Here is a 26,223-nt window from a genome sequence, read left to right as displayed (position 1 = left end):
GTGCATTCCGCTGGAGCGATGAGAACCGGCTCCTGAAGATGTGACGGTCGCAGCCAGGTCAGGCACGGGCAGCGCGGAAAGACCGGTGCATTCACCGGGTTCGTGAAGATGTTAAGCCCTGCCCGGGTGGGGCATGGCCGGTAAACTGACCAGACCCGTTCTTACTGTGCCAGCGGGTGCCAGACCTCCGTCAGTGCGCCTTCCCCACCGGTCACAGGGTCGGTCTCAGGCATCGCGACACGTTTTATTTCAAGGATAGACTGTTCCATCAAAGCCTGCTCGTCGCGCAGGGTTTTTGGCGTCACGCCCGGGGGATAAGCGCCCACGGCCATGAAGTCGTCGCTGGCGGCGATTTGCTGATGGCCGACACCTGCCGGGATCAGCACTACGTCCCCGGCGTAAACGGTCACCATACGCCCGCTTTCGCCACCGAACAGGATCTCTGCCCAGCCGCAGGTGATACCCAGCAGCTCATGGGTATTCGGATGATAATGGGTATAGGGGTACATTGGAGCATGCCAGCTCACCGGCCAGCCATGGCGGCCAAATTCAGCGCTGAACCACTCGGCCAGATCAACGGGCGTGCTGTCTTCAACCCCTTCGTCGTCCTCTTCCGGGACCACTTGTGGATAGATAATTAACGGCAGCGGGTTATTGGGAATACCCTGAGAAGGCTGCGCCAGTATCAGATGGCGCGGGTTTGAGGAGGCACCTGCAGCAAAGGTCCCGGCAGCAAACGACATCATTAACATTACACTGCGAGAAGTAGTCAACATATCAGGCTCCTGGGTCAAGTTCCTTGTTGAGAGTTTGTTAAATTAATTGTGGCATTATTCCACCAGCTTGCAATGTTTTCTTCGCGTGGCAGATCACATAACTTATTAATTTAACTGAACTTAAGCCAAATTCTTTGCGCAATGAAGGGCGTATTTCTCCTCGATTACGCCTCCTGCTTCCGCATCACCTCCCCGCTACCCTGCGGTGACAATAACAAATCACGATTATAATCATTGCTTAGCCGTCTTATTCAGATAAAAATAACGATAACAATTCCGGTTCAACTGTCTGATGCGCTAATATAAGAAGATTCTTAACAGGTAATTACCGGTTAATTCCTGTACACGCCAGAAAAAGCCTCACTATCACTCACTGACTTTCTGATATACGACACTTTATGACTGCGACTGCGGATTATATTATTCACCATTGGTACATTGATTTTGCATCCGGGACGTTGCTTCACCAGGGAAGTGGTGAACAGCGTCGGCTGGGTGAATATCAGCTCAGGCTGCTGCAGGTACTGGCAGAACATGCGGGTGAAATCCTCTCCCGGGAAGAGCTGAATACGCTGGTCTGGGAAAGACGGGTTATTGGCAATAACAGTCTGCCGAATGCCATTCATGCCCTGCGTGTCGCCCTGGAAGATGACGGTAAACAGCAGCGCATTATCAAAACCATTCCCAAAAAGGGCTATATCCTTGAGGCTGAGTTTTGCCAGCGTATATCCCGCGAGGTCGAACCCCCTGACGGCATGGATAATTCAGAGGCAGCTGACGACGCCGGGTACGCGGGCTCCGCCAGCGAAAACCGGCGGGACGTGTTACCGGCGGACTATTCCCCGGGCGGAACGTCTGTCCCTCCGCCGCTGTTAACGCCGGTGATACAGGCAGAGACATACACACCTGCCCGCCGCCGGTTCTGGCTCTGGCTTATTGTTGCTCAGGTGCTGCTGCTGCTGCTGGTACTGGTGTGGGCCGGACGAACGCTGTTCCCGCTGCCGAGCAGCAAACTGATAGAGAAAAACTCCGTGCCGTACAGCCATATTCAGCTGATGGAGTTACGCCGGGGCTGGGAGAGCGCGTCGGCGTCCTATGATTTAAATAAGCTGCTGGGACCCGTGCTGTTTACCCTCAATCAAAACCTGAAGAATAAGCAGGTGAATATGGAGATTTTTTATTACATCTCCGGCACCACGCTGAACTACACCATGACGTTATCTAATCAGTGCGATCGTAAACAGCTGGCGATGAACATTATCAACTGGCGTACAGATGGTGCTCAATTGAGCGCCCTGATCTATCGGGAAGGCGAGAGAAAAATTAATGAAATGGCCAACTGCGTCAATTAGCTTACTGGTTGTGACCCTGCTGGTTCCCGTGGCGGTGGCGGTGGCGAAATATCTGCCAACCGGTAGCGGGCTGTTTACGCAGGACTTCATCAAGGCCACTCTGCAGCTGGGATATTATGACCTGCTGGCGCGCCAGCGTGAGATTTACGATACGCAATTCGATGGCAAAGGGAATACCGTGTTGCTGACGCTGACCAGCCCTAACGATAATCGCTTTATGGCCAAAGTCAGTCTGGAAAAACAGAGCCAGAATGCGGAGGGTGTGATGTTTACCTTCCATAAGATTTATTATTCAGACGATGGCCAGATGCGGATGATTAAAAATATTCTTGGGTATGCGGAAAATAACAGCGTGCGCTTTGACACCCTGCGTCTGGGCAGGGAGCGTCTGATGATCACCCCCTCCGGGCAAATGCTGCGCTATCGCTAGCGCAGCGATCGTTTTCTTTCTCAGCGGTCAGTAAAACGGGCGCGCCAGGTACGCAGCGTTTTGGGCATCGTCTCCTTGTCTTTTTCCGTGGTGACATAAACTACCTGTACCCCGTTGCTGTTATCGGGGCTCACCCGCAGCGCCCAGATTTTTCCTTCCGGGTTATACATAATCATGGCTGACCGCCGGTTTGCCATGCCCTTGACCCACAGCGTGAGAACCGTTGCCCCCTGCTGATCGAGATCCTGGCTGTACACAAAGCTGGTAGCGGTGGCGAGGTATTCTGCATAGTCTTTGCCCACCAGCTGACGGAAACGGTCGTCCAGCGCCTTATCGGGAAAAATACCCAGCGTCAGCAGCGTGGCGGCCGGACGTGGGTCTTTTGCCGCTTTCACATACACGCCGTCTATCGACATCCTGCCCGGCAGCAGCATATCGCAGCGTCCGTGCGAGTCACTGGCGACTTCAATACGGTTGTCCGGGCGGGGCGTCAGCACCAGCGCACACCCGCCGCCCCAAAGGATCGTGTTGGTGAAGCCGACACCCTCGGTCAGCGTCACTTTGCCGCTGAAGGATGACTGGTAGAAGCCGCCCCAGACCGTGGCATCCAGGTTAAATTCATTGCCCGCAAACTGGGTGATGCGGATCTTGCCTCCGTTGCCGTGGGGCGCGCTCATATTCCACCAGACCCCCTGCCAGTCCATTTCACGATCGGCCCCGTACAGCTGGCTGAGTCCCCCCAGATAAGCACTGCGCAGGCAGCTGTTACTGACGCAGGCGTTACGTTCGCGCATCATCGCCTGCGCGATCCGGGTAAAATGCGGCGGGTCGCTGATTAACAGCTCACTGAAGGCGTTGTTGAAGACCTGATCCAGCCACACCAGTTCAGGATTGTCACAAATGGTATTTTCCACCACGGTGGCGGCACGCCCACAGTCGGTTGCACTGGCGGTAAAGGAGCAGAGCAGCAGCGCGAAGCCGATAAGCGTAGGGGTTTTCATTAACATCATCTTGGGTCATTTAATCCATAATAAGCAGGCCCTCAGGGGGAGCCTGAATTTTACACTTCGTCACCGGCGATGACGACGGGCCCATCCCTGTGAGCAACTGTTATAGCTGAATAACCGAAAACTGTGCCTGCTATTATAGGTTCAAACATGGTTTACTTTCACTCTGCCCGCACTCTTTTGCAGAGGTAAAAAATGGAAGAAGTAAAAAAAATATTGCTGCGCGAGATCGACACCCTGAATCGCGAGGAGCAGCGCGACAACAAACCGCGCTTTAGTTTTCAGTTTCTCAAGACCCATCCGGGCCTGTGGGCATCAATGTATGGCTGTTACATCCTGACCGTCGCGCTGATCTTCACCACGGATTTTCTTGGCTGGCCCGCTTTCTGGGGCGCGACGATTTTCGTACTGCTGATGAGCGGTCTGATGCTGATGGACGTCAACCCGAAATATCGCTTCGAGGACATTGATACCCTCGACCTGCGCGTCTGCTACAACGGCGAATGGTATTATGTCCGTACGCTGTCTGACCAGGCGGTGGGCGATATTCTCAGTAATGAGAAAGTGCCGGAAAAAGTGAAGCAGGGAATTAACAAACTGCTTTCCCTGAAGGGCGAAGTCGATTTTTATGACGTCTTCCATCTGACCTGGGGTCAGAAAAGCGCCGCTACGGTGTAAACCGGCCGGACGGGCCGGAAAAGGTCCGTCCCTACGGGGAAAGCATAAGGTCTGCGATCAGGCTGCCGAGCGTGGCGACCGCGGCTTCCTGCGATTCATGCCACCAGGCGGTGTTAAAGCGGAAATAGTTGGCGTACTGCTCGCTGGAGGAGAACATCTTTCCCGGGGCAATACTGATATTCTTTTCCAGCGCACGGTAATACAGCTCGGTGGTGTTCACCTGCTTCGGCAGCTCCACCCACAAAAAGTACCCGCCCCGCGAATCATTAATCTGCGCCCCCGGCGGCAGATGTCGTTTCAGTACCTGACGTGCCAGATTTTTACGCTGCTCCAGCACCTGACGCAGACGCCGCAGATGGCGGTCATAGCTGCGGGTTCCGAGGTAAGTTGCCAGCGCCTGCTGCATGGGTGCGCTGGTCGACAGGGTGCTCATCAGCTGTAAGCGCTGAATGCGCTGGGCATGTTTGCCCGCCGCCACCCAGCCGACACGAAATCCCGCCACCAGGTTTTTAGAAAAAGAGGAGCAGTGCAGCACGTTGTCCTGGCGATCGAAAGCCTTAGCTGGCAGAGGCTTCTCATGGCCCACATAGAGCTCACTGTAGACATCATCCTCGATCAGCGCCACGTCGTGCCGGGCCAGCAGCGCCACCAGCTGTTCCTTCTTCTCTTTACTCAGCGTGCAGCCTACCGGGTTCTGCTGGTTGGTCATCATCCACAGCGCTTTGATCGGCCAGCGGGACAGCGAACGGCTCAGTTCGTCAAGATCGATCCCCGTCTGCGGATCGCTGGCAATCGCCACGCTTTTCAGCTTGAGGCGTTCAATGGCCTGGAGCGCACCGTAAAACGAGGGGTTTTCAATGGCCACCCAGTCACCGGGTTCGGTCAGTGCCTGCAGGCTGAGGTTCAGCGCCTCCATCGCCCCGTTAGTGATCACGATTTCATCAGGGGAAACCTGAATACCCTGCAGGGCGTAGCGCTGCGCCAGCGTTTTGCGCAGCGCTTCATTCCCCGGCGGCAGATTATGCAGAGCATCAACGGCTTTCATGCTGTGGGAAACGGTGGTCAGGGCACGCATCAGCTGGCGTTGGGGAAACAGCTCCGGGTCAGGAAACGCCGAGCCAAACGGAACGATCTGCGGGTCGCGGCAGGCCTGCAGCACGTCGAAGATAAACGCATTAATATCCACCGATTCGGCCAGTTGCACCTTCTGGTGGGTCGGCGGCTGGCTGAGAAATTCGGCGCGGGGGGCAACGTAGTAGCCTGACTGGGGGCGCGACTGGATCCATCCCTGGCTTTCCAGTACCTGATAGGCGTGCATTACCGTCATCAGGCTCATGCCACTCAGCTCTACCTGCTGACGCAGCGAGGGAAGTTTTTCCCCCGGCTGCCAGATATCCGTTTCAATTTGCTGTTGGATCTGTGCCACCAGCTGTTCATATTTTGCCACGACTGTTACAGACCGTTTTAACGAAAGTGTAAACTATTATAGGTCGGCAGCCCGCGGCAGTAAATCACACCGCATCAGGGAGCGGCACGATGGTTGCCAGCTTTGGGGCGGCCACCTCCAGCGTCTCCCTGTCATCCTCATCCACATACTGTTTCAGCTCAGGCACTTTGTCCGCCGGTACCGGACGACCCAGCAGGTAGCCCTGCAGCGTATTGCAGCCCAGCCCGGTCAGAAAGGCCTGCTGCTCGGCGGTTTCCACCCCTTCGGCCACCACCTTCAGATTCAGTGTCTGTGCCAGGGCAACAATGGCGGTGACGATGGTGGCGTCCTCGGTCTGTGCCTGCAGCTCTTTGACGAAGGCACGATCGATTTTCAGCTCGCTGGCCGGTAAGCGTTTCAGGTACAACAGGCTGGAATAACCCGTGCCAAAATCATCGATAGAGGCTTTCACCCCCAGTTCGGTTAGCTGCGTCAGAATGCGGATACTCTCATCCGGGTCGCGCATGGCGGTGGTTTCGGTGACCTCCAGCGTCAGCAGCTCAGGGGATATGTGGTGCGTTTCCAGCGCCCTGATCACGGTTTCCACCAGCCCGGCCTGTTCAAACTGCAGCGCCGACAGGTTCACCGCCACCGACCACTCGCTGTGCCCCTGCAAATGCCAGCAGCGCAGCTGGCGGCAGGCTTCACCAATAACCCAGTTACCCATGCTGACAATCAGCCCGGTTTTTTCCGCCAGCGGCAAAAAGACGTCCGGCGTCAGCAGTCCGCGCTGGGGATGCTGCCAGCGCAGCAGCGCCTCGAAGCCGATAATGGGTCCGCGCGGCGCACAGAACTTGGGCTGATAGAACAGGCGCAGCTCGTCGTTCTCCTGCGCCAGCCACAGATCGTTGATCAGCTGCAGCTGATTCTGCGCAATGGTATTCATCGAGGGCTGGAAGAAGCTGTATCCGTTACGGCCATTATTTTTAGTGTGGTACATGGCGGCATCCGCGTTAAACATCAGCTCACGCTCGTCGTGACCGTCGCCCGGGAAGACCGCAATACCGATACTCAAAGAGACCACCAGCTCATAGCGGGAGATAGCAAATGGCCGTTCCACCGCTTTCACCAGCGAGTCTGCAACCACAGCGGCATCATTGGGGTCATCGATTTCAATCAGCAAGACAAATTCATCCCCGCCCAGTCGCGCCAGGGTATGGTGCCCTTCGACTTTTTCCCGCATGCGTTCGGCAACCGCGATCAGCAGACTGTCGCCGATATGGTGACCGAAGGCGTCATTGACGGCTTTGAAGCCATCCAGATCCATAAACATCAGGGCAAATTTCGAGTCTTCACGTGTGGCCTTATTGATGGCCTGATCCAGACGGTCTTCCAGCAGAATGCGGTTTGGCAGACGGGTCAGATTGTCATGCAGCGCCAGCTGTGCCAGTTCGCGGTTGGCTTCCGCCAGCGATGAGGCCAGTACGGACGTCCGCGCCTGCAGACGGGCATCCAGCATGGAGACCAGCAGGGTAATCCCGAGGATCGCCAGCGTGACCACCACCACCAGAATCGCCAGCCAGTTGCTGTTCACACCAAGGTGCGTGGCATGGCTGTCCATCGGAAAGCTGGCGGCGGCCATGCCGGTGTAGTGCATCCCGGCAATGGCCACGCCCATGATCATCGCGGCCCCGCTGCGCATCAGGGCAAGGCGGCCGATGCCCTGACGCAGGCGGAAGGCCAGCCACAGCGCCACGCCGGACGCCACCAGCGCGATCACCACTGACAGCCAGATCCAGCGCCAGTCCCAGATGATCCCCGGCTGGATTGCCAGCGCGGCCATGCCGGTGTAGTGCATCGCCACCACACCGCTGCCCATGATGGCCGCGCCGCCGCACAGCCGGTACCACGGCAGCTCGCCATAACAGACGATCCACAGGGCAAAAATAGAGGCAGCGACCGCAATCACCATCGACACCACCGTCAGGCTGGCGCTGTAGCTCATGACCATCGGCAGGCTCATCGCCAGCATGCCGATAAAGTGCATCGACCAGATACCTACGCCCATCGCGAAGCCACCGCCGAAAAGCCAGACTCTGGCCACTTTCCCCGTGGAGGTTGCCACCCGCCCCGCCATATCCAGCGCGGTGTAGGAGGCAAGGAACGCGACGATGAAAGAGACGATAACCAGCAGTTGATCGTACGAACTCATGAGCATAGGACAGTCTCGAATGCAGAAGCCATGTTGACTTAGTGTGTGGTGGCCCGGTGTCATTAAAAAAATTAATCGGGCTGAAGCCTGTTTTATCGGCTAAAAATCAGCCAGCTTTAGCCGAGTAACGGGAAAGAGGAGGACGCTGAAACGTTTTTTTTCAGCGATGGGATATAGCCCTATAATTTATAAAGTTTATTAAACTTACTCGTCTTCTGCAGTGAACATAGCACTGGCCTGATAAATAGCCTAGAGCCGCCAGTAAATATTGTTGAAAATTTCACACCCCCGTCACAGCTGGGCTGAAAGCGCACTTATCCATGATCTTGTTAACACATAAATAATATTTTTACGATTCGCTTATCAGCGGGGCATGAGCTGATCTATAGTTACGCTAATGAATGCTAACGCGTTAATTCAAATAACAGACTATTCCTTACGTGATATTTTACCCGCTAAAGGGTTTTGATTATTTTCATTGTTGATTCAGCCCTGCTGACGACACTGTTCCATCAGGCGGAAAAGCACGTTCATCACTCTAATCAGTAAGGAATGGTTATGAAAATGAAGCTTTTACTGCTGGGTTGCGGCCTGAGCCTGGGTGTAGCCAGTTCAGGCTATGCCGCCACGACCACCGGAAGTATTGCCGCTAAACTGATCCTGACCGCAGGCTGTCTGGTCAATGGACAGTTGGCCACCAACAGTACCGGCGTCAACTTCGGTAACCTGGACTTCGGTACCAGCCCGGCGACCTTCGATACGCTATCAGCCACCCTCGTCGGATCCCTGGGTAACGGTATCTTTGTCCGCTGCTCAACCGGCTCAACCTATTCGGTGCAGATCACCAGCAGCAGCGCCAAACCCACCACAGTTTACGGGGCAGAAACCACGCAGCCCCGCTATCTGATCAATGCCACCACCGCCACCGTGGGTATTGCCTATACCCTGTACGGCAGCACCAACTACACCACCCCGATAGCCAACAACACTAACCTGGTCAGCGCCGGGACGCCCGACCCGGCGAACGGGGATAACTACCCGATCTACGGCCGTATAACCGGCGGGGGCAACAATAACGTCGCCATTCCGGCCGCGACCTATCAGGACACGATTAACGTCGCAGTGAATTACTGATTGTCGCGATAAGGGAACGCATCGTGTGGAAGCGGGTGTACTGCGCCGCGGACGCCCTTTATCCGCTGATCCTGCTGTTGCTGATCTACAGCAGCAGTGCGCAGGCGTTGCCCAGCGTGAACTTTACGGTGAGTGCCTCGGTGGTGAACGGCTGCGTGATCTCCGGTGCCGGTACGTCCTCTTTCGGCACGCTCGATTTTGGTACGCAGCCCGGGGTGGGCAGCGTCACTGCCAGTGCGGCCTATGTGCAGAACGCTGGCATTACGCTGGCCTGCACGCCCGGTACCACGCTGAATATGCGCATTGACGGCGGCAGCAACTATACCACCACGCGCAATCTGAAAGTGGCGGGTAACACCAGCCTGGTGGCGTACAACCTCTACACCAACGCCGCCCACACGACGTCTATCCCGGTCAATCAGGACGTGGCAGTGCCGCTGGGTAATGCCAACAATATTATGCTGCCCATCTACGGTCAGTTACAGCTGAGTGGCGTGAACCGGGCCGGCACCTACAGCGACACGCTGACGGTGATATTGAGCTGGTAATGTCGGGCAGTACAAGGAGCAATAATGAAGAAATATACCTTTCCGGGACTGTTTTTTGTCCTGCTTTGCGGCGTAATGTCGCTGAAGGCCCAGGCCGGTAATTCCGTGCTCATCTGGCCCATCGACCCCAAACTCAGCCACAACGAGAAAGCCACCGAACTGTGGCTGGAAAACCGGGGGGCAAGCACCACACTGATGCAGGTGCGCGTCTTCAGCTGGCAGCAGGTGAACGGCCAGGAACAGTATCAGACCCAGCAGCAGGTGCTCGCCAGCCCGCCGGTGGTGCGCATTGAACCCGGTAAGCGCCAGATGGTGCGTCTGATCAACCAGACGCCGCCCACGGCAGGCCAGGAGCTCGCTTACCGCGTGCTGCTGGATGAGATCCCCACCCCCAGGGCCCCGGGGGAAAATCAGGCCGGACTGACGTTCCAGATGCGGTATTCCGTGCCACTGTTTGTCTATGGCAGCGGCCTCGACCCCGACACCGCCCGCCCGGAACTCAGCTGGCAGCTGGTTAACCGCGAGGGTAAGCAGGCGCTGGAAATCACCAATCGGGGCAGTACGCATGCCCGGTTAAGCAATGTGACGCTGGGTGGGCGATCGCTCTCCGGCAGCCTGCTGGGGTATGTGCTGGCCAACTCCAGTAACACCTTCCCGTTAAGCTTCCCGGCGTCCGGGCGTGCTGAAATCAGCGCACAGCTGGAACACAAACAGACCTGGCGCAGTACCAGTTCAGCACGCTAGCAGATGAACAGATACCGTCCGGTGCCGGGAGGGCACTGCACCCTGGCCTTCACCGGCCTGCTGACCTGCCTGTCTCCGCTGACCGGCAGTGCGGAAGTCTATACCTCGCTGCCGCCCCCGCCCGGTGCCAGTACCACCACGGCGAACGAACAGGCCTTTATGCTGGGGCTGGTGGTGAACGACGACGATCGCGGCCTGGTGGTACCGGTACAGTTTCGTGACGGCCATTACCTGCTGCGCGCCGCTGACCTGCAGCAGGCCGGCATCCCGACTGCGCATATCACCTCATCGCTGATGGATGTTTCCACCCTGGATCGGGTCAGGGTCGATTATGACCGTCAGCGCCAGCGCATTTCGCTGACGGTTCCCCCGGAATGGCTGCCCGCACAAACCTTTGCCGGAACGACCCGTAACGGACCACGCTTTGAGGGACGCAGCAGTAACGGAGCGCTGTTCAACTACGACCTGTATACCAGCCATACTACCGGCGGCGGTTCCCGCCTGTCCGCCTGGAATGAGCTGCGTCTGTTTGGCGGTTACGGCCAGTTCATCAGTAACGGTAACTATCAGCAGCAGCTTTCCGGCGAAGAGGGTTACCTGAAAAATGGCTACATCCGCTATGACACCTGGTGGTCCAGTCAGAATGAAGAGAACGCACTGAACTGGCAGGTCGGTGACCTGATCAGCGACTCGCTGGCGTGGAGCAGCAGCGTGCGCCTGGGCGGGATCCAGCTGGGGCGTGATTTTTCGCTGCGCCCCGACCTGGTGACCTACCCGCTGCCCTCCTTCTCCGGCCAGGCGGCGGTTCCTTCCACGGTGGATCTGTTCGTAAACGGTTATAAAACCAGTTCTAACAATGTCCAGCCGGGCCCTTACTCGCTGACCAATATGCCGTTTGTTAACGGGGCCGGGAATGCCGTGGTGGTCACCACCGATGCGCAGGGTCGCCGCATCAGTACCACCTTGCCGTTCTACGTCGCCAGCGACCTGCTGAAAACGGGCCTCTCTGATTACGCCCTCTCTGCCGGGGCTCTGCGCCAGAACTATGGTCTGAAGAGCTTTGATTACGGCTCTGCGGCGTCCAGCGGCTCCTACCGCTACGGCCTGACCGACTGGCTGACGCTGGAAAGCCACGCCGAAGCCGCTCCATCGCTGGCGCTGGGAGGGGCCGGAATGCAGTTAAAGCTGGGAGCGTACGGCGTGGTTAACGGCTCGGTCAGCCAGAGCCAGATGCAGGGCGACCACGGCAGACAATACGGCTGGGGCTACCAGTACAGCACCAGCCGCTTCAGCCTCGGTATGCAGCAAACTCAGCGCACCACCGGCTTTGGCAACCTCGCTCTGTATGCCGACCGTGAAAACAGCAGTGAGATCAGGGAGTTCAATACTCTCAGCCGTCGCAGCGCCCAGTATAACGCCAGCGTATCGCTGGATCGCTTTGGCAGCGTCGGCGCGGCGCTGATTGATATTACCAGCGGTGACGGCAGCCGCACCCGGCTGATGAACCTGTCGTGGAGCAAAAGCCTGTGGGGCAGCTCAAGCCTGTATGTCTCGGCCAGCCGCGATCGGGAGCGCGGTGACTGGTCCGGCGCGGTTGGCCTGACAATCCCCTTCGGCGAACTGAGCAACGCCAGCGTCAACGTGGAGCGTAATCAACAGGGAGGGACCTCAGAGCGACTCAGCCTGTCCCACTCCATGCCTACCGACGGCGGTCTGGCCTGGGATGCCTCGGTGGCCAATCAGAGCGAGGGCGGCAGTTATCGTCAGGGCAGTCTGCGCTGGCGGGACCAGAAGGTAGAAACGTCAGCCGGCTTCTACGGCGACGATCGCTACAGCACGGAGTTTGCCGATATCTCCGGTTCGCTGGTGCTGATGGACGGCAGCGTCTTTGCCGCCAACCAGGTGACGGATGCCTTTGTGCTGGTGAAAACCGATTACCCGGCCATCAACGTCCGCTTTGAAAACCAGCTGATGGGCAAAACCGATCAAAATGGCTATCTGCTGGTGCCGCAGGTGAGCTCCTATTATCCGGCAAAGTATGATATCGACACGCTCGATCTGCCGGCGAATATGGCCGCCAGCAGCGTCGAGCAGCGTTTTTCCGTCAAGCGGCAGAGCGGTTACCTGCTGCACTTCCCGATTGAACCGCTGCGCGCCGCCAGCGTGATCCTGCACGACCAGGACGGCAAGCCGCTGCCGCTGTCGACGCAGATCGATCGCCCTGGCCAGCCCTCTACCTTTGTCGGCTGGGACGGCATTACCTGGCTGGAGAACCTGGCCGGAGAGAACCCGATTCATGCCACAACCCCGGACGGACGCCGCTGTGACACCGTGCTCACGCTGTCCGGTGGACGTCCTGCTTCCCTGACCACTTACGGTCCGCTGGTCTGCACGCTGCCACAGCCACCCTACGGAAACACACCATGAGAATACGACTGCTGCTGTATAGCGCCCTTCTGCTGATGGCGGGCACCCTGCCCGCGATGGCGCTCTGTACGACGCCCACGGTGACGGCCAGCTTTGGCGGCGTCAGCTCGTTTACGGTCAATACCACGCCAGGCACTGTTCAGCGCAATATCACCGTCAACTGCGGTGGCGGTGTACTGGCCCTGCTCTCCAGCGACAGCATCAAGCTGCAGCTGACCGGAGCCACTGCCGTTGCCACCACGGGCAGTCGGGGGGCACTGAAGCTGAACACGGATCTGATCCCGCTGCAGCTCTGTTCCGATGTTAACTGCAGCAACGAACTGGGGCTCAACGGTACAATTTATACCCTGTCCCGCAGCCAGCTGCTCGGCCTGAACATCGGTGGCGTCGGACAGGTGGTGTTTAATGTCCCCCTTTATCTGCGAACAGTACCGGGTGCCGTGGTGGCGGAGGGAAACTACACCGTCACACTGACGGTGACGGTGAACTACGATGTCTGTACCGGCGTCGGTCTGCTCGGGGCCTGCCTGCTGGGCTCGCAGCAGACCGGCACCAGCGCACAGTCGATTATCGTTAACATGGCGATTTCCAAAGACTGTACCACCATCACCGCACCGGCGGTCAGCTTTGGCAGCGCACCGCTGGTCAGCAGCTTTAACAGCATCAGCCAGTCGATTAACGTCATCTGCACCAAAGGCAGCACTTATACGGTGGGTCTGAGTAACGGCCTGAATGCCGTGGGGACGCAGCGCTATATGACCAGCGCTACCACAACGGGGAAGCTGGCCTATGAGATTTATAAAGGATCAGGAACCTCTCGCTGGGGCAGTACGGCCCCTGACCGGATGGCCAGTACCGCAGCGAATGCCGTCAGCGGTGACGGCTTAACGCGGACCTTTAATTACAATGCGCAGGTGCTGACCAGTCAGGCCACACCGGTGGCCGGAAATTACAGCGATACGGTGACGGTGGATTTATCGTTCTGAGCAGGCTAGTTATCAGGCAGATGGGGCGGGGTTGACGCCCCGCCGCAGGCGGTTAACCCAGGTGGTTACCGCCAGTGACGCCGTGGACTTCAGCGGTCACATAGCTGGACTCCTGAGAAGCCAGATAGACATAGACCGGTGCCAGTTCAGCCGGCTGGCCTGCCCTTTTCATCGGTGTCTGCTGACCGAATTCCGGGATCTTATCCTGTGTCTGCCCGCCCGCGATTTGCAGTGCCGTCCAGATCGGGCCCGGTGCCACGCAGTTCACGCGGATGCCTTTATTGATGATCTGCTTCGCCAGCCCGCGCGTGTAGGCAAGGATAGCGGCTTTCGTCGAGGCATAGTCCAGCAGGTGCGGGCTCGGCTGATAGGCCTGAATGGAGGACGTGGTGATAATGCTGCCCCCCGGCGGCATGTGCGGGATCGCAGCCTGAGTGATCCAGTACAGCGAAAACACGTTAGTTTCATAGGTTTTGCGGAACTGTTCCGTGGTCAGGTCGGCAATATCTTCTACCGCCACCTGCTTACCGGCCACCAGCGCCAGGATGTCCAGCCCGCCGAGATGTTCGCGGGCGTCTTCCACCAGCTTCTTACTGAACGCCTCCTGACTGACATCGCCGGGCAGCAGGAAGGCTTTGCGTCCGGCCTGCTCCACCAGTTTTGCCACTTCTTCGGCGTCTTTCTGCTCGGCTGGCAGATAAGAGAGGGCCACATCGGCTCCTTCGCGGGCATAGGCAATCGCCGCCGCGCGCCCGATACCGGAGTCGGCGCCGGTGACCAGTGCCTTGCGCCCTTTTAACCGATCGCTGCCGCGATAGCTGTTTTCACCACAGTCAGGCCGGGGCTGCATGTCGGCCTGCACGCCCGGAGCGGGCTGACGCTGTTTAGGATATTCCGTGGCGGGATACTGCGTGAGAGGATTCTGCATTTCATATTGGTCGGCCATGGTTCCTCCTGGGTTCATAACAGTTTTGTTCACCAGTAAGGCTAGTCAGCACAGAGAAACTGTCGAGAAGAGAAACCGGCAGAATGGCCATCCCGCTGATTTTTGGTAAAAAAAAGACGGTGTGCAAATGCAAAAAAATATAACGAAATATGAACAATAACCCAACGCAGCGGCCAATAAGCGTCCGGATATGTGCAGAGCTGTGCTTTTTTATCTCCTGTTAATTTTTGGTTACTAATGTGAACAAACAGTAAATTAACACAGTGATCGCCATCACATTCACCGCCACCTGCCGCAGGGTAAAAACGAGAAAAAACAGACAAAGGATGCGGTAATGACCACAACAACCCCGACAGGGACATCGCGGCAGGGCGGTGCGAAAACAATCTTCAATGTCACCAGCGGTAATTTCCTCGAAATGTACGACTTTATGGTGTTTGGCTATTACGCTACCGCCATTGCTAAAACCTTCTTCCCCGGTGATGACCCCTTTGCCTCCCTGATGCTGACGCTAATGACCTTCGGGGCGGGTTTCCTGATGCGTCCACTGGGTGCAATCATCCTCGGCGCGTATATCGACCAGCACGGGCGTCGTAAAGGGCTGCTGCTGACACTGGGGCTGATGGCGATCGGCACGCTGACCATCGCGGTGGTGCCCGGCTACAGCACGCTCGGGATGGCCGCGCCGATCCTGATCCTGCTGGGACGCCTGTTACAGGGCTTCTCTGCCGGCGTCGAACTGGGCGGGGTGTCGGTCTACCTGTCGGAAATCGCGCCAAAGGGCAGGAAAGGTTTCTACGTCAGCTGGCAGTCGGGCAGCCAGCAGATAGCGGTAATTTTTGCCGCGCTGCTGGGTCTGCTGCTCAACCATCTGCTGGATAAAGGGGAGGTAAGCGAATGGGGCTGGCGTATTCCGTTTGTGATCGGCTGTATGATTGTCCCCTTCCTGTTCTGGATCCGGCGGATGCTGGAAGAGACCGAAGCGTTCAGCCAGCGTAAACATCACCCGTCCATGAAGCAGATTCTGCGTTCGGTAGGCAGTAACTGGGCGCTGATCCTCGCCGGTATGCTGATGGTGGTCACCACCACGGTGATGTTCTATATGATCACCGCCTTTACGCCAACGTTCGGTAAAACCGTGTTGATGATGAGTGACAAACAGAGCTTCTTTGTCACCCTGTGCGTCGGCATCTCCAACCTGTTCTGGCTGCCGGTGATGGGCTCCCTCTCTGACCGCTACGGCCGCCGTCCGCTGCTGCTGCTGTTCACCGTTCTGATGATCCTCACCGCCTGGCCGGTGCTGCACTGGCTGGTGGGATCACCCAGTCTGTCGCACCTGCTGGAAGCCGAGCTGTGGCTCTCCTTCCTCTACGCCAGCTACAACGGTGCCATGGTGGTGTACCTGACCGAGGTGATGCCCGCCGAAGTGCGTGCAACGGGCTTCTCGCTGGCTTACAGTCTGGCGACTGCCCTGTTTGGCGGATTTACCCCGGCGATGTGCAGCTATCTGATCCATGTCACCGGTGATAAAGCGATGCCGGGCGTCTGGCTGACAATTGCTGCGGTGTGTGGGCTGGCAGGGGCATTAATGATTAAGCGGCTGGTGAAGCAGTATCAGGTGCGGCGTCTGAAAGAGCCCGCGATTCAGGTGTAGCGAGTGCGGCTGACCGTCTGTTGCAGTCAGCCCGCCGGGGGCAACCGGAAAAAGGTCCGCCCCCGCCATTCTTCGACAGAATATTTATTTGCCCGTCGTTTCCATGCCCATCAGGCCGATCTTCAGATACCCGGCCTGCCGCAGCTTATCCATGACACTCATCAGCGTTTCATAATCGACGGTCTTGTCGGCCTGGAAGAAGATGGTGGTGTCCTTCTTGCCTTCAGTCTGCCTGATTAACGTCTCGACCAGCGTCTCCTGCGTCACGGCATCGTTACCGATAAACAGCTGGTTATCGGCTTTGATAGACAGGTATACCGGCTTTTCCGGGCGCGGCTGCGGGGAACTGGTGGAAGCAGGCAGATTGACGCGAACGTCAACGGTGGCCAGCGGCGCGGCGACCATAAAGATAATCAGCAGCACCAGCATAACGTCGATAAACGGCGTGACGTTGATTTCGTGCATTTCACCGTTGCTATCGAGATCTTCGTTAAATCGCATGGCCATAATACTTAACCCACCCGCAGTTTCTGCGCTGGCTGAACGCGCTGTGTGCTTTCACTCGCCGCCAGGTCAAGGTCACGGCTCTGCAGCAGCAGAACCTGCGCGGCTACGTCACCCAGCGAGGCTTTGTAGCTGCCGATGGTACGGGCAAAGACGTTATAGATAACGACCGCAGGGATCGCGGCAACCAGACCAATCGCGGTGGCCAGCAGCGCTTCAGCAATGCCGGGGGCGACAACCGCAAGGTTGGTGGTCTGCGTCTGCGCAATACCGATAAAGCTGTTCATGATGCCCCATACCGTACCGAACAGGCCAACGAACGGGGCAATAGCGCCGATAGTGGCGAGGAAACCGTTGCCGCGGCCAGCGTGACGGCTGAAGGCCGCCACACGGCGCTCCAGACGAAAGCCGGTACGTTCTTTGATCCCGTTGTTATCGTCCGATCCTGCCGACAGTTCCAGCTCGTTTTCCGCTTCTTTAATCAGCAGCGTGCTGAGACTGTAACCCTGGAAGCCGTCACAGATCCGGGCGGCTTCTTCCAGCGAACGGACATTCGCCAGCTGCTGTTGCTCACGCTTCAGACGCCTGCGCGCCGCGCTCAGTTCAACGCTTTTACTGAAGAAAATGGCCCAGGTGACAACCGATGCCAACAAAAGGCCAATCATCACCGCTTTAACCACGATGTCGGCATGCTGGTACATGCCCCAGACGGACAGGTCCATCTGCATCAAATCATTTGTCACGCTGTGTCTCCAACGTCTAAGTGTTGATAGCGAAAAATACTTCGCGGATCATACCAAAAAGGCCGGGAATTGATAGTAGTTCTCATTACTATTTACAACTTTTTGGGTGTTTTTTGCTCAGTTTGTTGACTGAAGGCTCCCCGGCGCGCACGGATGGTGAATTTTTATCACTTAACCCGATGCTGAATACCGCGTAGACGGCTGGCGTGTTAACGTTAAAAAAAGGGTAAAAATGACACAGGATCTTTATGAGCAGCGAAAAAATTGAGACGGCACTGATTCGTGCCGGACGCGGCAAACGTTATACCCAGGGGTCAGTGAATACCGTCATCCAGCGTGCTTCGTCGCTGGTCTTTGACACCGTTGCCGATAAGAAGCGGGCCACCGCTGGTCGGGCAGACGGTGAGCTGTTCTACGGTCGCCGTGGCACCCTGACCCACTTCTCGCTGCAGGAGGCGATGACCGAACTGGAAGGCGGTGCCGGCTGCGCCCTGTATCCGTGCGGTGCGGCAGCCGTTTCCAATGCTATTCTGGCGTTTGTATCTGCCGGGGATAACGTGCTGATGAGCGGCAGCGTGTATGAACCCACACAGGATTTCTGCACCAAAATCCTCAGTAAGCTGGGGGTCACCACCACCTGGTTTGATCACAGTACCGGCAGTGAGATCGCTGACCTCGTCCAGCCCAACACCCGCGTGGTGTTTCTGGAGTCACCGGCGTCAATCACCATGGAAGTGCAGGATGTTCCGGCCATCGTCGCGGCGATCCGCCGTAAGGCCCCGGAGACGATTATCATGATCGATAATACCTGGGGCGCGGGCATCCTTTTCCGGGCGCTGGACTTCGGCGTGGATATCTCCATTCAGGCCGGGACCAAATACCTGATTGGCCACTCGGATGCGATGATTGGGACTGCCGTGGCGAACGCGCGCTGCTGGGAGCAACTGCGGGAAAACTCCTATCTGATGGGGCAGATGGCCGATGCCGATACCGCCTACATGACCAGCCGAGGCCTGCGCACGCTGGCAGTGCGCCTGCGTCAGCATGAGGAGAGCAGCCTGCGGGTGGCACACTGGCTGTCAGCACGCCCGGAAGTCGCCCGGGTCAACCACCCTGCACTCCCTGAGTGTCAGGGTCACGCGTTCTGGCAGCGCGACTTCACCGGCAGCAGCGGCCTGTTTTCCTTTATACTGAACGAAAGGCTGAGTGACGCGCAGCTGGCGGACTACCTGGATAACTTCAGCCATTTCAGTATGGCGTACTCCTGGGGCGGCTACGAGTCGCTGATCCTGGCTAACCAGCCGGAGGAGCTGGCGGCCATCCGCCCGGCTGGCGGGGTCGATTTTACCGGCACGCTGGTACGTGTGCATATCGGCCTGGAAAATGTCGACGATCTGATTGACGACCTGGCCGCCGGTTTTGACCGCCTGAGCCGCTGAAGACGCCTGAACTTCAACATTTGATGAATAGCATGGTGGGTTCGCGCCTTTGATCAAGGTGCCGGAACCTGTTTACAGTTACACTGGACAAGGAAGTTGTATTCGCCAACGCAACGGACGCTATCCTGTCACGGCAGGGACGGCACGATCTGACCCCGTCAGTCGCCGTAGCCAGCAGAATAGCGTCATCAAGAAAGGCAATGGGTTTAACGGGAATAACGAATGGGTGTACTACACGAGATTGTTCAGGCGCTGTGGCATCAGGATTTTGCCGCGCTGGCCAATCCGGATGTGATTTGGATAGTCTACGGCATTATGTTTCTGACGCTGCTACTGGAAAATGGTCTGCTGCCTGCGGCGTTTTTACCGGGTGACAGCCTGCTGCTGCTCGCCGGGGCGATGATTGCCAAAGGGGTGATGGCATTTATACCCACGCTGCTAATCCTCACCACCGCGGCCAGCCTCGGCTGCTGGCTGGGATATCTCCAGGGCCGCTGGCTGGGTAACACCCGACTGGTCAAAGGCTGGCTGCTGCATTTACCGGCGCAGTATCACCAGCGCGCATGGAATCTGTTTAATCGTCACGGTCTGATGGCGCTGCTGGTCGGCCGTTTTCTGGCTTTTGTACGCACGATTTTGCCCACTCTGGCGGGGATTTCCGGCCTGAAAAACGGGCGTTTCCAGCTCTTTAACTGGTTGAGTGGGCTGCTGTGGGTGGGGATTCTGGTCGGGTTTGGTTACACCATCAGTCAGGTGCCGTTTATCAAACGTCATGAAGATCAGGTGATGGCCTGCCTGATGATCCTGCCGCTGATTATGCTCACCATTGGTCTGATCGGCAGTATCGCCCTGGTGGTAAAAGGCAAAAAAGCCCGGTAATAACCGGGCTGGATGTCTCGCGGGGCAACGGCATTGTGCCTGCCCCGCGTCAGTCAGCGTATTACAGCTGCTCTGCTGTGGTTTCCACCAGCGCCAGCAGGACCTGAATATCCTGCAGGGTGACGGTGGGGTTTAATAGCGTCATCTTCAGGCAGGTTACCCCGTCCGATTCTGTCACCCCCACGTTGGCCCTTCCCGAATCCAGCAGCGCATCACCAATTTTCTGATTCAGCAGCGCGATAGCCGCATCATCCGCGTCGGCCAGGGAGGCCGGACGATAGCGGAACAGCACGCTGGCCAGCTGTGGCTGCATCACCAGCTCCAGTGACGGCTGCTCAGTGACGTACTGCGCCACCTGCTGCGCCAGGGTGACGCCGTGGTCGATGATCTCAGCGTACTGCTGCTGGCCCAGCGCTTCCAGGCCCATCCACAGCTTCAGCGCATCGAAACGGCGGGTGGTTTGCAGCGATTTGGATACCAGGTTAGGCACGCCCTGCGCTTCATCGAACTCGGAGTTCAGGTACGCCGCCTGGTAGCGCATCAGCTCGTAGTGACGCGCCTCTTTCAGCAGGAACGCGCCGCAGCTGATGGTCTGGAAGAACTGCTTGTGGAAGTCCAGCGTGACGGAGTCCACCAGCTCAATGCCGTCCAGGTAGTCGCGGTATTTCTCAGACAGCAGCAGCGCCCCGCCCCATGCCGCATCCACATGCACCCAGATCTGATGTTCTGCTGCCAGGCTGGCAATCGCCGGCAGCGGGTCAATAGCCCCCGCGTCAGTGGTGCCTGCGGTGGCCACAATCGCCAGAATCTGTTCGCCGTTGGCCTGTGCCTGCGCAATCTTTTCAGCCAGGTCATTGACGTCCATGCGCGCAAAGCGGTCGGTTTTCACCAGCGTAACGGAACGGTAACCCAGTCCCATCAGTGCCATATTCTTCTGCACGGAGAAGTGCGCATTTTCGGAACAGAACACTTTGATCTTGCTCAGATCGCCTGGCAGCCCGTCCTGCTGGACAGAATGGCCGAGGCGCGCAAAGAAGGCATCGCGCGCCAGCATCAGGCCCATCAGGTTACTCTGGGTGCCACCGCTGGTGAACACTCCGGCATCACCCGGCTGGTAGCCTACCTGAGCGCGCAGCCATTCGATCAGCTTCACCTCAATAATGGTAGCCGACGGGCTCTGATCCCAGGAGTCCATGCTCTGGTTTGTGGCGTTAATCAGCACTTCCGCCGCCTGGCTGACCACCAGACTCGGGCAGTGCAGGTGGGCGACGCACTGTGGGTGATGAACCGACAGGCTGTCTTTTAAGAAGAATTCGACCGCACGCTCAATCGCGGCCTGGTTGCCCAGGCCCTGAGAGGTGAAGTCCAGCTGGATGCGTTCACGCAGTTCAGCCACGCTTTTTCCCTGATACATTTCAGGCTGTTGCAGCCACTGCACCACGGCTTCGCTGGTCTGTTTAATCGCTTGCTGATACGCATCCGTGCTTTGCGCTGACGCGGCCAGAATCGGGTTTAACCGGGACATCACTTACTCCAGTTATACAGGTTTGACGCCAGCAGACAGCAGGGCGTGTTCGAATTTGTCCAGGAAAACACCCAGCTCTTCATTGGTGATCAACAGGGACGGCAGCAGACGCAGCACACAGCCGTGACGACCACCACGCTCCAGGATCAGACCGTTTTCGAAGCATTTCTTCTGAACCAGTGCGGACAGCTCGCCGTCGGCCGGATGGCAGCCCATATGATCCGCCGCTTCCTGTGGCTTAACCAGCTCAATGCCGATCATCAGGCCCAGACCGCGAACGTGGCCAATAACCGGATAGCGCTTCTGCAGTTCAGCCAGTTTGCCTTTCAGCCACTCGCCCTGCTCTGCCACTTTCGCCGCCACGTTATTGTCTTTCAGGATTTTCAGCGTGGTCAGGCCGGTGGCCATTGCCAGCTGGTTACCACGGAAGGTTCCGGTATGGTGGCCAGGAGACCAGGCATCGAACTGCTTTTTGATGCCCAGCACGGCCAGAGGCAGACCGCCGCCGACGGCTTTTGACATCACAATGATGTCCGGTTCAATGCCCGCGTGTTCAAAGGCGAACTGTTTACCGGTACGGCAGAAACCGGCCTGTACTTCATCAATGATCAGCAGAATACCGTGTTCCTGAGTGACCTGACGGATACGCTGCAGCCACTCGGCCGGTGCCGGGTTAACCCCACCCTCGCCCTGTACGGCTTCCAGGATCACGGCCGCAGGCTTGCGCACGCCGCTTTCAACGTCGTTGATCAGGTTATCGAAGTAGTAGGTCAGCGCTTTAACACCCGCTTCACCACCAATGCCCAGCGGGCAGCGGTACTGGTGCGGATAAGGCATAAACTGCACTTCTGGCATCATGCCATCGACGGCTTCTTTTGGTGACAGGTTACCGGTCACCGACAGCGCGCCGTGGGTCATCCCGTGGTAACCACCGGAGAAGCTGATCACACCGGCACGGCCGGTCACTTTTTTCGCCAGCTTCAGCGCGGCTTCAACGGCATCGGCACCGGACGGACCGGTGAACTGCAGGCAGTACTCTTTCCCCTGTCCTGGCAGTAAGGACAGCAGGTATTCTGAGAACTGATCTTTTAACGGCGTTGTCAGATCGAGAGTATGTAACGGCAAGCCGCTGGTAATGACATTCTGGATGCTCTGTAAAACGTCCGGATGGTTATGTCCAAGCGCCAGCGTTCCCGCGCCGGCAAGGCAGTCAAGATAGTGATTATTTTCAACATCAGTGATCCAAACACCCTGAGCTTTCGCAATTGCAAACGGCAATTTACGTGGATAGCTCCTTACATTAGATTCAAACTCAGCCTGTCTGGCTAAATAGGTCTCATTGTTTCCATCAAAAGATTTGGCATCTAAAGTATCAATACGGACTTTATCCGTCATCATATCTCTCCTACAACCGGGGGTATCATTAACGCCGCAGTTGAATTAATTGAATTAAGTAAATAGTGGGCCCTACATAAAACGCGGCCAATATATGGCTTTTTAAGTATCTTCTCAATACATTATTTTATTTAGATTTTCTTACTAATTATCAAGGCCTTGTTAATTTTCCAGTCGGTAAACCTTTGATATAATGCCCCCTGCCGGATCGGCCACCTACCCCCCTTGGCGCATCCGGGACATCTCTTCTCCCGGCGTGACGCCAAAGTAGCGTTTGAATTCGCGTGAAAATTGCGACGGGCTTTCATAACCGACCCGGATGGCCGCGACGCTGGCTTTCATCCCCTCCTGCAACATCATCATGCGCGCCTGATGCAGGCGATAGCTTTTCAGATACTGCAGCGGCGAGGTGCTGGTCACCGCTTTAAAGTTATGGTGAAACGCCGAGACGCTCATATTGGCTTCGGCCGCCAGCAGGTCAACGCTGAGATTGTCGGTAAAATGGTGCTCAATGCGGCGCAGCGCACGGGCAATCTGACTGAACTGGGTCTGCCGACTGACCAGCGCCAGCAGCGCGCCGCCACAGGGCCCCTGCAGGACGTGGTAGAGGATTTCACGCACAATCTGCGGGCCCAGTACGCGGGCATCGCGCGGATGGCGCATCACGTCCAGCAGCCGCTCAGTCGCGCAAAGCATCTCTTCGGTCAGCAGCGCCGAGTGAATACCCCGCGTTTGCGGCTCAGGGCGGAAGCCGTCGTCGTCCCCGATATCAATCAGCAGATCCTGCAGCTTCAGCGCATCGACGCGCAGCGACAGTCCCGCCAGCGGCTGTTCCGGCGTGGCGAAGGTTTCACACTCAAACGGCAGCGGCACGGTAAGCATCAGATACTTGGTGGCGTCATACTGAAATACGCTGTTGCCGAGATAACCGGTTTTCTGCCCCTGAAACAGGATCACAATAGCCGGCTGATACATCACCGGCTGGCGTGCCCAGTAACGATCTGCGTGTATGAGGGTGATCCCCGGCACGGGAGCCACCTGATGTTTATCGCCGGTCACCAGACTGATGACCTGTTGCGCCAGCCGGGCGCAGATTGCCTGTCTATCCATTTTGATTCCCGCCTGCAGAATGAAACCCGGGCGTATCATCGCCTCCGTTCCGGTATTTCTCCAGCCCTTTGGAGGATCAGGCAAGAAACAGGCAGAAATGAGCATTGAGCCATGCCCGGCCGCTGGTGACAATTGAACGCCTGATCCAGCCGTTCCCCCTTTCAACAGGATTGCCCGTGATGAATAATTTTGTTCTGCATACCCCAACCCGTATTCTGTTTGGTCAGGGCCAGATCGCCCATCTGGCTGCGGAAATTCCGCCTGGCAGCAGAGTGCTGATCACCTTCGGCGGCGGCAGCGTGAAAAATAACGGCGTGATGGCGCAGGTGTATCGCGCCCTTGAGGGCTTCGACGTGCAGGCGTTCGGCGGTATTGAGCCTAATCCCAGTTTTGAAACGCTGATGCAGGCCGTTGAGGTGGTGAAGCGTGAAAAGATCACCTTCCTGCTGGCCGTCGGCGGGGGGTCGGTGCTTGACGGCACCAAGTTCATCGCCGCCGCCGCGTTTTATCAGCAGGACCCGTGGCACATCCTGCAGACAGGGGGCGCGGAGATTCGTCAGGCGCTGCCGATCGGCTCGGTGCTGACCCTGCCCGCCACCGGCTCCGAGTCTAACCGCAGTGCGGTGATCACCCGCCGTGCCACTCACGATAAGCAGGCCTTCCGCAGCCATCATGTCTTCCCGCGCTTTGCCGTGCTGGATCCGGTTTATACCTACAGCCTGCCGCCGCGCCAGATTGCCAATGGCGTGGTGGATGCCTTTGTGCATACGATTGAACAGTACCTGACGTATCCGGTCGAGGCCCACGTGCAGGATCGTTTTGCCGAAAGTCTGCTGCTGACCTTGATCGGGGAAGGCCCGAAGGCGCTGGCCGAGCCGGAAAATTACGACGTTCGCGCCAACATCATGTGGAGCGCGACCCTGGCACTGAACGGTCTGATCGGGGCTGGTGTACCACAGGACTGGGCCACGCATATGCTCGGCCACGAGCTCACGGCGTTACATGGGCTGGATCACGCCCAAACGCTGGCGATCGTCCTGCCCTCGCTGATGAATATTCAGCGCGCGACCAAACGCGAGAAACTGCTGCAATACGCCGCCCGCGTCTGGGGGATCCACGACGGTAACGACGAAGAGCGCATCGATGCCGCCATCGCTGCCACCCGTGATTTCTTTGAGCAGATGGGCGTACCGACGCGCTTCAGGGACTATCAGCTCGACGGTTCTTCGATCCCGCAGCTGCTGAAAAAACTGGAGGAAAAAGGCCTGACCGCCCTGGGTGAGCATCAGGATATTTCCCCTGAGGTCAGCCGTCAGATTTATCTGGATGCCCGTTAATCCCTCCCCGAGTCCTGTGTATCAACTAGACTTAGAGCCATCAACCGGTGCCCGCGCACCGGTTCACACGCTGATAAGGAGATAACATGGCAGATCAACCGATTATTAAACTGCACGATGGCAATATGATGCCCCAGCTTGGCCTGGGTGTCTGGCAGGCCAGTATTGATGAGGCCCGCGCCGCCGCCGTGAAAGCACTGTCCGTCGGTTATCGCTCCATTGATACCGCCGCTATCTACAAGAACGAAGAGGGTATCGGCCAGGCATTGCAGGAAACGGACGTGGCACGCGAGGATATCTTCGTGACCACCAAGCTGTGGAATGACGATCAGCTTAACGCGCCTCAGGCACTGGAAACCAGCCTGAAGAAACTGCAGCTCGACAGTGTCGATCTCTATCTGATGCACTGGCCCTGCCCGGCAAAGGACAACTTTGTTGAAGCGTGGAAGGCGATGATTGAACTGCAAAAGCAGGGGCTGACGAAGAGCATTGGCGTCTGTAACTTTAACGAACCGCACCTGAAGCGCCTGCTGGATGAAACCGGCGTCAGCCCGGTGATCAACCAGGTGGAGCTGCACCCGATGCTGCAACAGCGCACGCTGCATGCCTGGAACGCTTTGCATCAGATCCAGACCGAATCCTGGAGCCCGCTGGCACAGGGCGGCAAAGGCGTTTTCGATAAAGACGTGATCAAACAGCTGGCGAAGAAGTACGATAAAACGCCGGCTCAGATTGTCATCCGCTGGCACCTGGACAGTGGTCTGGTGGTGATCCCGAAATCGGTCACGCCATCGCGCATTGAAGAGAACTTTAAGGTGTTCGACTTCCGCCTGCAAAAGACGGAAATCAGTGAGATTGCGGCACTGGATGAGGGGAACCGCCTGGGACCGGACCCCGATGAGCTGAATTAAGCGGAGGCATCGGGCGGGACGACGGAAAACAGGTCGTCCTCCATTTCCCCATTACTGAGC

At 57.4% G+C, this 26,223-nt stretch carries 23 protein-coding genes; 13 read left to right on the top strand and 10 right to left on the bottom strand.

Annotation, left to right across the window (positions count from 1 at the left end):
* Positions 1-161 precede the first annotated feature (161 nt).
* Positions 162-776: a cupin domain-containing protein gene (locus tag ACZ3HG_RS08775; protein ID WP_465332696.1), complete on the bottom strand. Its 615-nt coding sequence runs from the start codon at positions 774-776 to the stop codon at positions 162-164.
* Positions 777-1,174: 398 nt separating this feature from the next.
* Between ACZ3HG_RS08775 and ACZ3HG_RS08770 the strand changes: the two genes are divergently transcribed.
* Both ACZ3HG_RS08770 and ACZ3HG_RS08765 read left to right on the top strand, forming a co-directional pair.
* Positions 1,175-2,128, top strand: coding sequence for a winged helix-turn-helix domain-containing protein (locus ACZ3HG_RS08770; protein ID WP_465332695.1), 954 nt, complete (start codon positions 1,175-1,177; stop codon positions 2,126-2,128).
* Positions 2,103-2,558, top strand: a complete 456-nt coding sequence (locus ACZ3HG_RS08765; protein ID WP_191933756.1) for a hypothetical protein — start codon at positions 2,103-2,105, stop codon at positions 2,556-2,558. The genes ACZ3HG_RS08770 and ACZ3HG_RS08765 overlap by 26 nt, the downstream gene beginning before the upstream one ends.
* 20 nt (positions 2,559-2,578) lie before the next feature.
* On the opposite strand, the gene ACZ3HG_RS08760 is transcribed toward ACZ3HG_RS08765, so the two are convergent.
* Entirely contained in the window at positions 2,579-3,559 is a 981-nt protein-coding gene (locus ACZ3HG_RS08760; RefSeq protein WP_465332694.1) for a lysozyme inhibitor LprI family protein, read from the bottom strand.
* 201 nt (positions 3,560-3,760) lie between these two features.
* Between ACZ3HG_RS08760 and ACZ3HG_RS08755 the strand changes: the two genes are divergently transcribed.
* A complete protein-coding gene (locus tag ACZ3HG_RS08755) occupies positions 3,761-4,243 on the top strand; it encodes a YlaC family protein (RefSeq protein ID WP_191933754.1) in 483 nt (160 codons plus the stop codon).
* 31 nt (positions 4,244-4,274) lie between these two features.
* On the opposite strand, the gene ACZ3HG_RS08750 is transcribed toward ACZ3HG_RS08755, so the two are convergent.
* Positions 4,275-5,690 (bottom strand): aminotransferase class I/II-fold pyridoxal phosphate-dependent enzyme, encoded by a 1,416-nt coding sequence (locus ACZ3HG_RS08750; protein WP_191933753.1) that lies wholly within the window; start codon positions 5,688-5,690, stop codon positions 4,275-4,277.
* A gap of 64 nt (positions 5,691-5,754) precedes the next feature.
* The gene (locus tag ACZ3HG_RS08745; protein WP_191933752.1) at positions 5,755-7,887 is read right to left on the bottom strand and encodes a putative bifunctional diguanylate cyclase/phosphodiesterase; all 2,133 of its coding nucleotides are present in this window, start codon (positions 7,885-7,887) and stop codon (positions 5,755-5,757) included.
* Between the two features lie 552 nt (positions 7,888-8,439).
* Here ACZ3HG_RS08745 and ACZ3HG_RS08740 point away from each other — a divergent pair.
* The 5 genes from ACZ3HG_RS08740 to ACZ3HG_RS08720 are packed head-to-tail and all read left to right on the top strand — an operon-like array spanning position 8,440 to position 13,720.
* Positions 8,440-9,015, top strand: a complete 576-nt coding sequence (locus tag ACZ3HG_RS08740) for a spore coat protein U domain-containing protein (protein ID WP_062745880.1) — start codon at positions 8,440-8,442, stop codon at positions 9,013-9,015.
* Positions 9,016-9,038: 23 nt separating this feature from the next.
* Positions 9,039-9,563: a Csu type fimbrial protein gene (locus ACZ3HG_RS08735; RefSeq protein ID WP_342214466.1), complete on the top strand. Its 525-nt coding sequence runs from the start codon at positions 9,039-9,041 to the stop codon at positions 9,561-9,563.
* A 24-nt stretch (positions 9,564-9,587) separates the two neighbouring features.
* Entirely contained in the window at positions 9,588-10,307 is a 720-nt protein-coding gene (locus ACZ3HG_RS08730; protein WP_191936313.1) for a fimbrial biogenesis chaperone, read from the top strand.
* 3 nt (positions 10,308-10,310) lie between these two features.
* Positions 10,311-12,734: a fimbria/pilus outer membrane usher protein gene (locus tag ACZ3HG_RS08725; RefSeq protein WP_465332693.1), complete on the top strand. Its 2,424-nt coding sequence runs from the start codon at positions 10,311-10,313 to the stop codon at positions 12,732-12,734.
* A complete protein-coding gene (locus tag ACZ3HG_RS08720; RefSeq protein ID WP_465332692.1) occupies positions 12,731-13,720 on the top strand; it encodes a Csu type fimbrial protein in 990 nt (329 codons plus the stop codon). Before ACZ3HG_RS08725 ends, ACZ3HG_RS08720 begins: the two co-directional genes overlap by 4 nt.
* Before the next feature lie 52 nt (positions 13,721-13,772).
* Here the strand turns inward: ACZ3HG_RS08720 and ACZ3HG_RS08715 are convergent, their stop codons facing one another.
* Positions 13,773-14,666 carry an SDR family oxidoreductase gene (locus ACZ3HG_RS08715; protein ID WP_465332691.1) on the bottom strand — a complete coding sequence of 298 codons (894 nt, stop codon included), beginning with the start codon at positions 14,664-14,666 and terminating at the stop codon, positions 13,773-13,775.
* A 334-nt stretch (positions 14,667-15,000) separates the two neighbouring features.
* Here ACZ3HG_RS08715 and tcuC point away from each other — a divergent pair, with 334 nt between their 5' ends.
* Positions 15,001-16,320: an MFS transporter gene (tcuC, locus tag ACZ3HG_RS08710; protein WP_191933747.1), complete on the top strand. Its 1,320-nt coding sequence runs from the start codon at positions 15,001-15,003 to the stop codon at positions 16,318-16,320.
* Positions 16,321-16,404: 84 nt separating this feature from the next.
* Here the strand turns inward: tcuC and exbD are convergent, their stop codons facing one another.
* Positions 16,405-16,827 (bottom strand): TonB system transport protein ExbD, encoded by a 423-nt coding sequence (gene exbD / locus ACZ3HG_RS08705; protein WP_191933746.1) that lies wholly within the window; start codon positions 16,825-16,827, stop codon positions 16,405-16,407.
* Positions 16,828-16,832: 5 nt separating this feature from the next.
* The gene (gene exbB / locus ACZ3HG_RS08700; RefSeq protein ID WP_191933745.1) at positions 16,833-17,567 is read right to left on the bottom strand and encodes a tol-pal system-associated acyl-CoA thioesterase; all 735 of its coding nucleotides are present in this window, start codon (positions 17,565-17,567) and stop codon (positions 16,833-16,835) included.
* Positions 17,568-17,815: 248 nt separating this feature from the next.
* Here exbB and metC point away from each other — a divergent pair, with 248 nt between their 5' ends.
* On the top strand, positions 17,816-19,006 hold the full coding sequence (gene metC, locus ACZ3HG_RS08695; protein ID WP_191933744.1) for a cystathionine beta-lyase: 1,191 nt from the start codon (positions 17,816-17,818) through the stop codon (positions 19,004-19,006).
* Positions 19,007-19,228: 222 nt separating this feature from the next.
* Positions 19,229-19,885 carry a DedA family protein gene (locus ACZ3HG_RS08690; RefSeq protein WP_191933743.1) on the top strand — a complete coding sequence of 219 codons (657 nt, stop codon included), beginning with the start codon at positions 19,229-19,231 and terminating at the stop codon, positions 19,883-19,885.
* Positions 19,886-19,946: 61 nt separating this feature from the next.
* Here the strand turns inward: ACZ3HG_RS08690 and ACZ3HG_RS08685 are convergent, their stop codons facing one another.
* From ACZ3HG_RS08685 to ACZ3HG_RS08675, 3 genes are all read right to left on the bottom strand, one after another.
* Positions 19,947-21,410, bottom strand: a complete 1,464-nt coding sequence (locus ACZ3HG_RS08685) for a pyridoxal phosphate-dependent decarboxylase family protein (protein WP_465332690.1) — start codon at positions 21,408-21,410, stop codon at positions 19,947-19,949.
* A gap of 12 nt (positions 21,411-21,422) precedes the next feature.
* A complete protein-coding gene (locus tag ACZ3HG_RS08680) occupies positions 21,423-22,805 on the bottom strand; it encodes a diaminobutyrate--2-oxoglutarate transaminase (RefSeq protein ID WP_191934040.1) in 1,383 nt (460 codons plus the stop codon).
* Between the two features lie 216 nt (positions 22,806-23,021).
* The gene (locus ACZ3HG_RS08675) at positions 23,022-23,915 is read right to left on the bottom strand and encodes an AraC family transcriptional regulator (RefSeq protein ID WP_137269491.1); all 894 of its coding nucleotides are present in this window, start codon (positions 23,913-23,915) and stop codon (positions 23,022-23,024) included.
* A gap of 179 nt (positions 23,916-24,094) precedes the next feature.
* Between ACZ3HG_RS08675 and yqhD the strand changes: the two genes are divergently transcribed.
* Positions 24,095-25,252 (top strand): alcohol dehydrogenase, encoded by a 1,158-nt coding sequence (gene yqhD / locus ACZ3HG_RS08670; protein ID WP_465332689.1) that lies wholly within the window; start codon positions 24,095-24,097, stop codon positions 25,250-25,252.
* A gap of 86 nt (positions 25,253-25,338) precedes the next feature.
* The gene (dkgA, locus tag ACZ3HG_RS08665; protein ID WP_062745846.1) at positions 25,339-26,163 is read left to right on the top strand and encodes a 2,5-didehydrogluconate reductase DkgA; all 825 of its coding nucleotides are present in this window, start codon (positions 25,339-25,341) and stop codon (positions 26,161-26,163) included.
* Positions 26,164-26,223 lie beyond the last annotated feature (60 nt).

The sequence above is a fragment of the Erwinia sp. PME.40.26/001 genome, from assembly GCF_055556675.1.
The sequence above is the reverse complement of the archived record's forward strand: the minus strand, read 5'-3'. Positions and strand labels throughout refer to the sequence as shown.

Bases quoted from the DNA above. Each gene is read 5' to 3' on its own strand.
- ACZ3HG_RS08775 (WP_465332696.1), bottom strand. From the start codon at position 776: ATGTTGACTACTTCTCGCAGTGTAATGTTAATGATGTCGTTTGCTGCC.
- ACZ3HG_RS08770 (WP_465332695.1), top strand. From the start codon at position 1,175: ATGACTGCGACTGCGGATTATATTATTCACCATTGGTACATTGATTTT.
- ACZ3HG_RS08765 (WP_191933756.1), top strand. From the start codon at position 2,103: ATGAAATGGCCAACTGCGTCAATTAGCTTACTGGTTGTGACCCTGCTG.
- ACZ3HG_RS08760 (WP_465332694.1), bottom strand. From the start codon at position 3,559: ATGAAAACCCCTACGCTTATCGGCTTCGCGCTGCTGCTCTGCTCCTTT.
- ACZ3HG_RS08755 (WP_191933754.1), top strand. From the start codon at position 3,761: ATGGAAGAAGTAAAAAAAATATTGCTGCGCGAGATCGACACCCTGAAT.
- ACZ3HG_RS08745 (WP_191933752.1), bottom strand. From the start codon at position 7,887: ATGCTCATGAGTTCGTACGATCAACTGCTGGTTATCGTCTCTTTCATC.
- ACZ3HG_RS08740 (WP_062745880.1), top strand. From the start codon at position 8,440: ATGAAAATGAAGCTTTTACTGCTGGGTTGCGGCCTGAGCCTGGGTGTA.
- ACZ3HG_RS08730 (WP_191936313.1), top strand. From the start codon at position 9,588: ATGAAGAAATATACCTTTCCGGGACTGTTTTTTGTCCTGCTTTGCGGC.
- ACZ3HG_RS08725 (WP_465332693.1), top strand. From the start codon at position 10,311: ATGAACAGATACCGTCCGGTGCCGGGAGGGCACTGCACCCTGGCCTTC.
- ACZ3HG_RS08720 (WP_465332692.1), top strand. From the start codon at position 12,731: ATGAGAATACGACTGCTGCTGTATAGCGCCCTTCTGCTGATGGCGGGC.
- ACZ3HG_RS08715 (WP_465332691.1), bottom strand. From the start codon at position 14,666: ATGGCCGACCAATATGAAATGCAGAATCCTCTCACGCAGTATCCCGCC.
- tcuC (WP_191933747.1), top strand. From the start codon at position 15,001: ATGACCACAACAACCCCGACAGGGACATCGCGGCAGGGCGGTGCGAAA.
- exbD (WP_191933746.1), bottom strand. From the start codon at position 16,827: ATGGCCATGCGATTTAACGAAGATCTCGATAGCAACGGTGAAATGCAC.
- metC (WP_191933744.1), top strand. From the start codon at position 17,816: ATGAGCAGCGAAAAAATTGAGACGGCACTGATTCGTGCCGGACGCGGC.
- ACZ3HG_RS08690 (WP_191933743.1), top strand. From the start codon at position 19,229: ATGGGTGTACTACACGAGATTGTTCAGGCGCTGTGGCATCAGGATTTT.
- ACZ3HG_RS08685 (WP_465332690.1), bottom strand. From the start codon at position 21,410: ATGTCCCGGTTAAACCCGATTCTGGCCGCGTCAGCGCAAAGCACGGAT.
- ACZ3HG_RS08680 (WP_191934040.1), bottom strand. From the start codon at position 22,805: ATGACGGATAAAGTCCGTATTGATACTTTAGATGCCAAATCTTTTGAT.
- ACZ3HG_RS08675 (WP_137269491.1), bottom strand. From the start codon at position 23,915: ATGGATAGACAGGCAATCTGCGCCCGGCTGGCGCAACAGGTCATCAGT.
- yqhD (WP_465332689.1), top strand. From the start codon at position 24,095: ATGAATAATTTTGTTCTGCATACCCCAACCCGTATTCTGTTTGGTCAG.
- dkgA (WP_062745846.1), top strand. From the start codon at position 25,339: ATGGCAGATCAACCGATTATTAAACTGCACGATGGCAATATGATGCCC.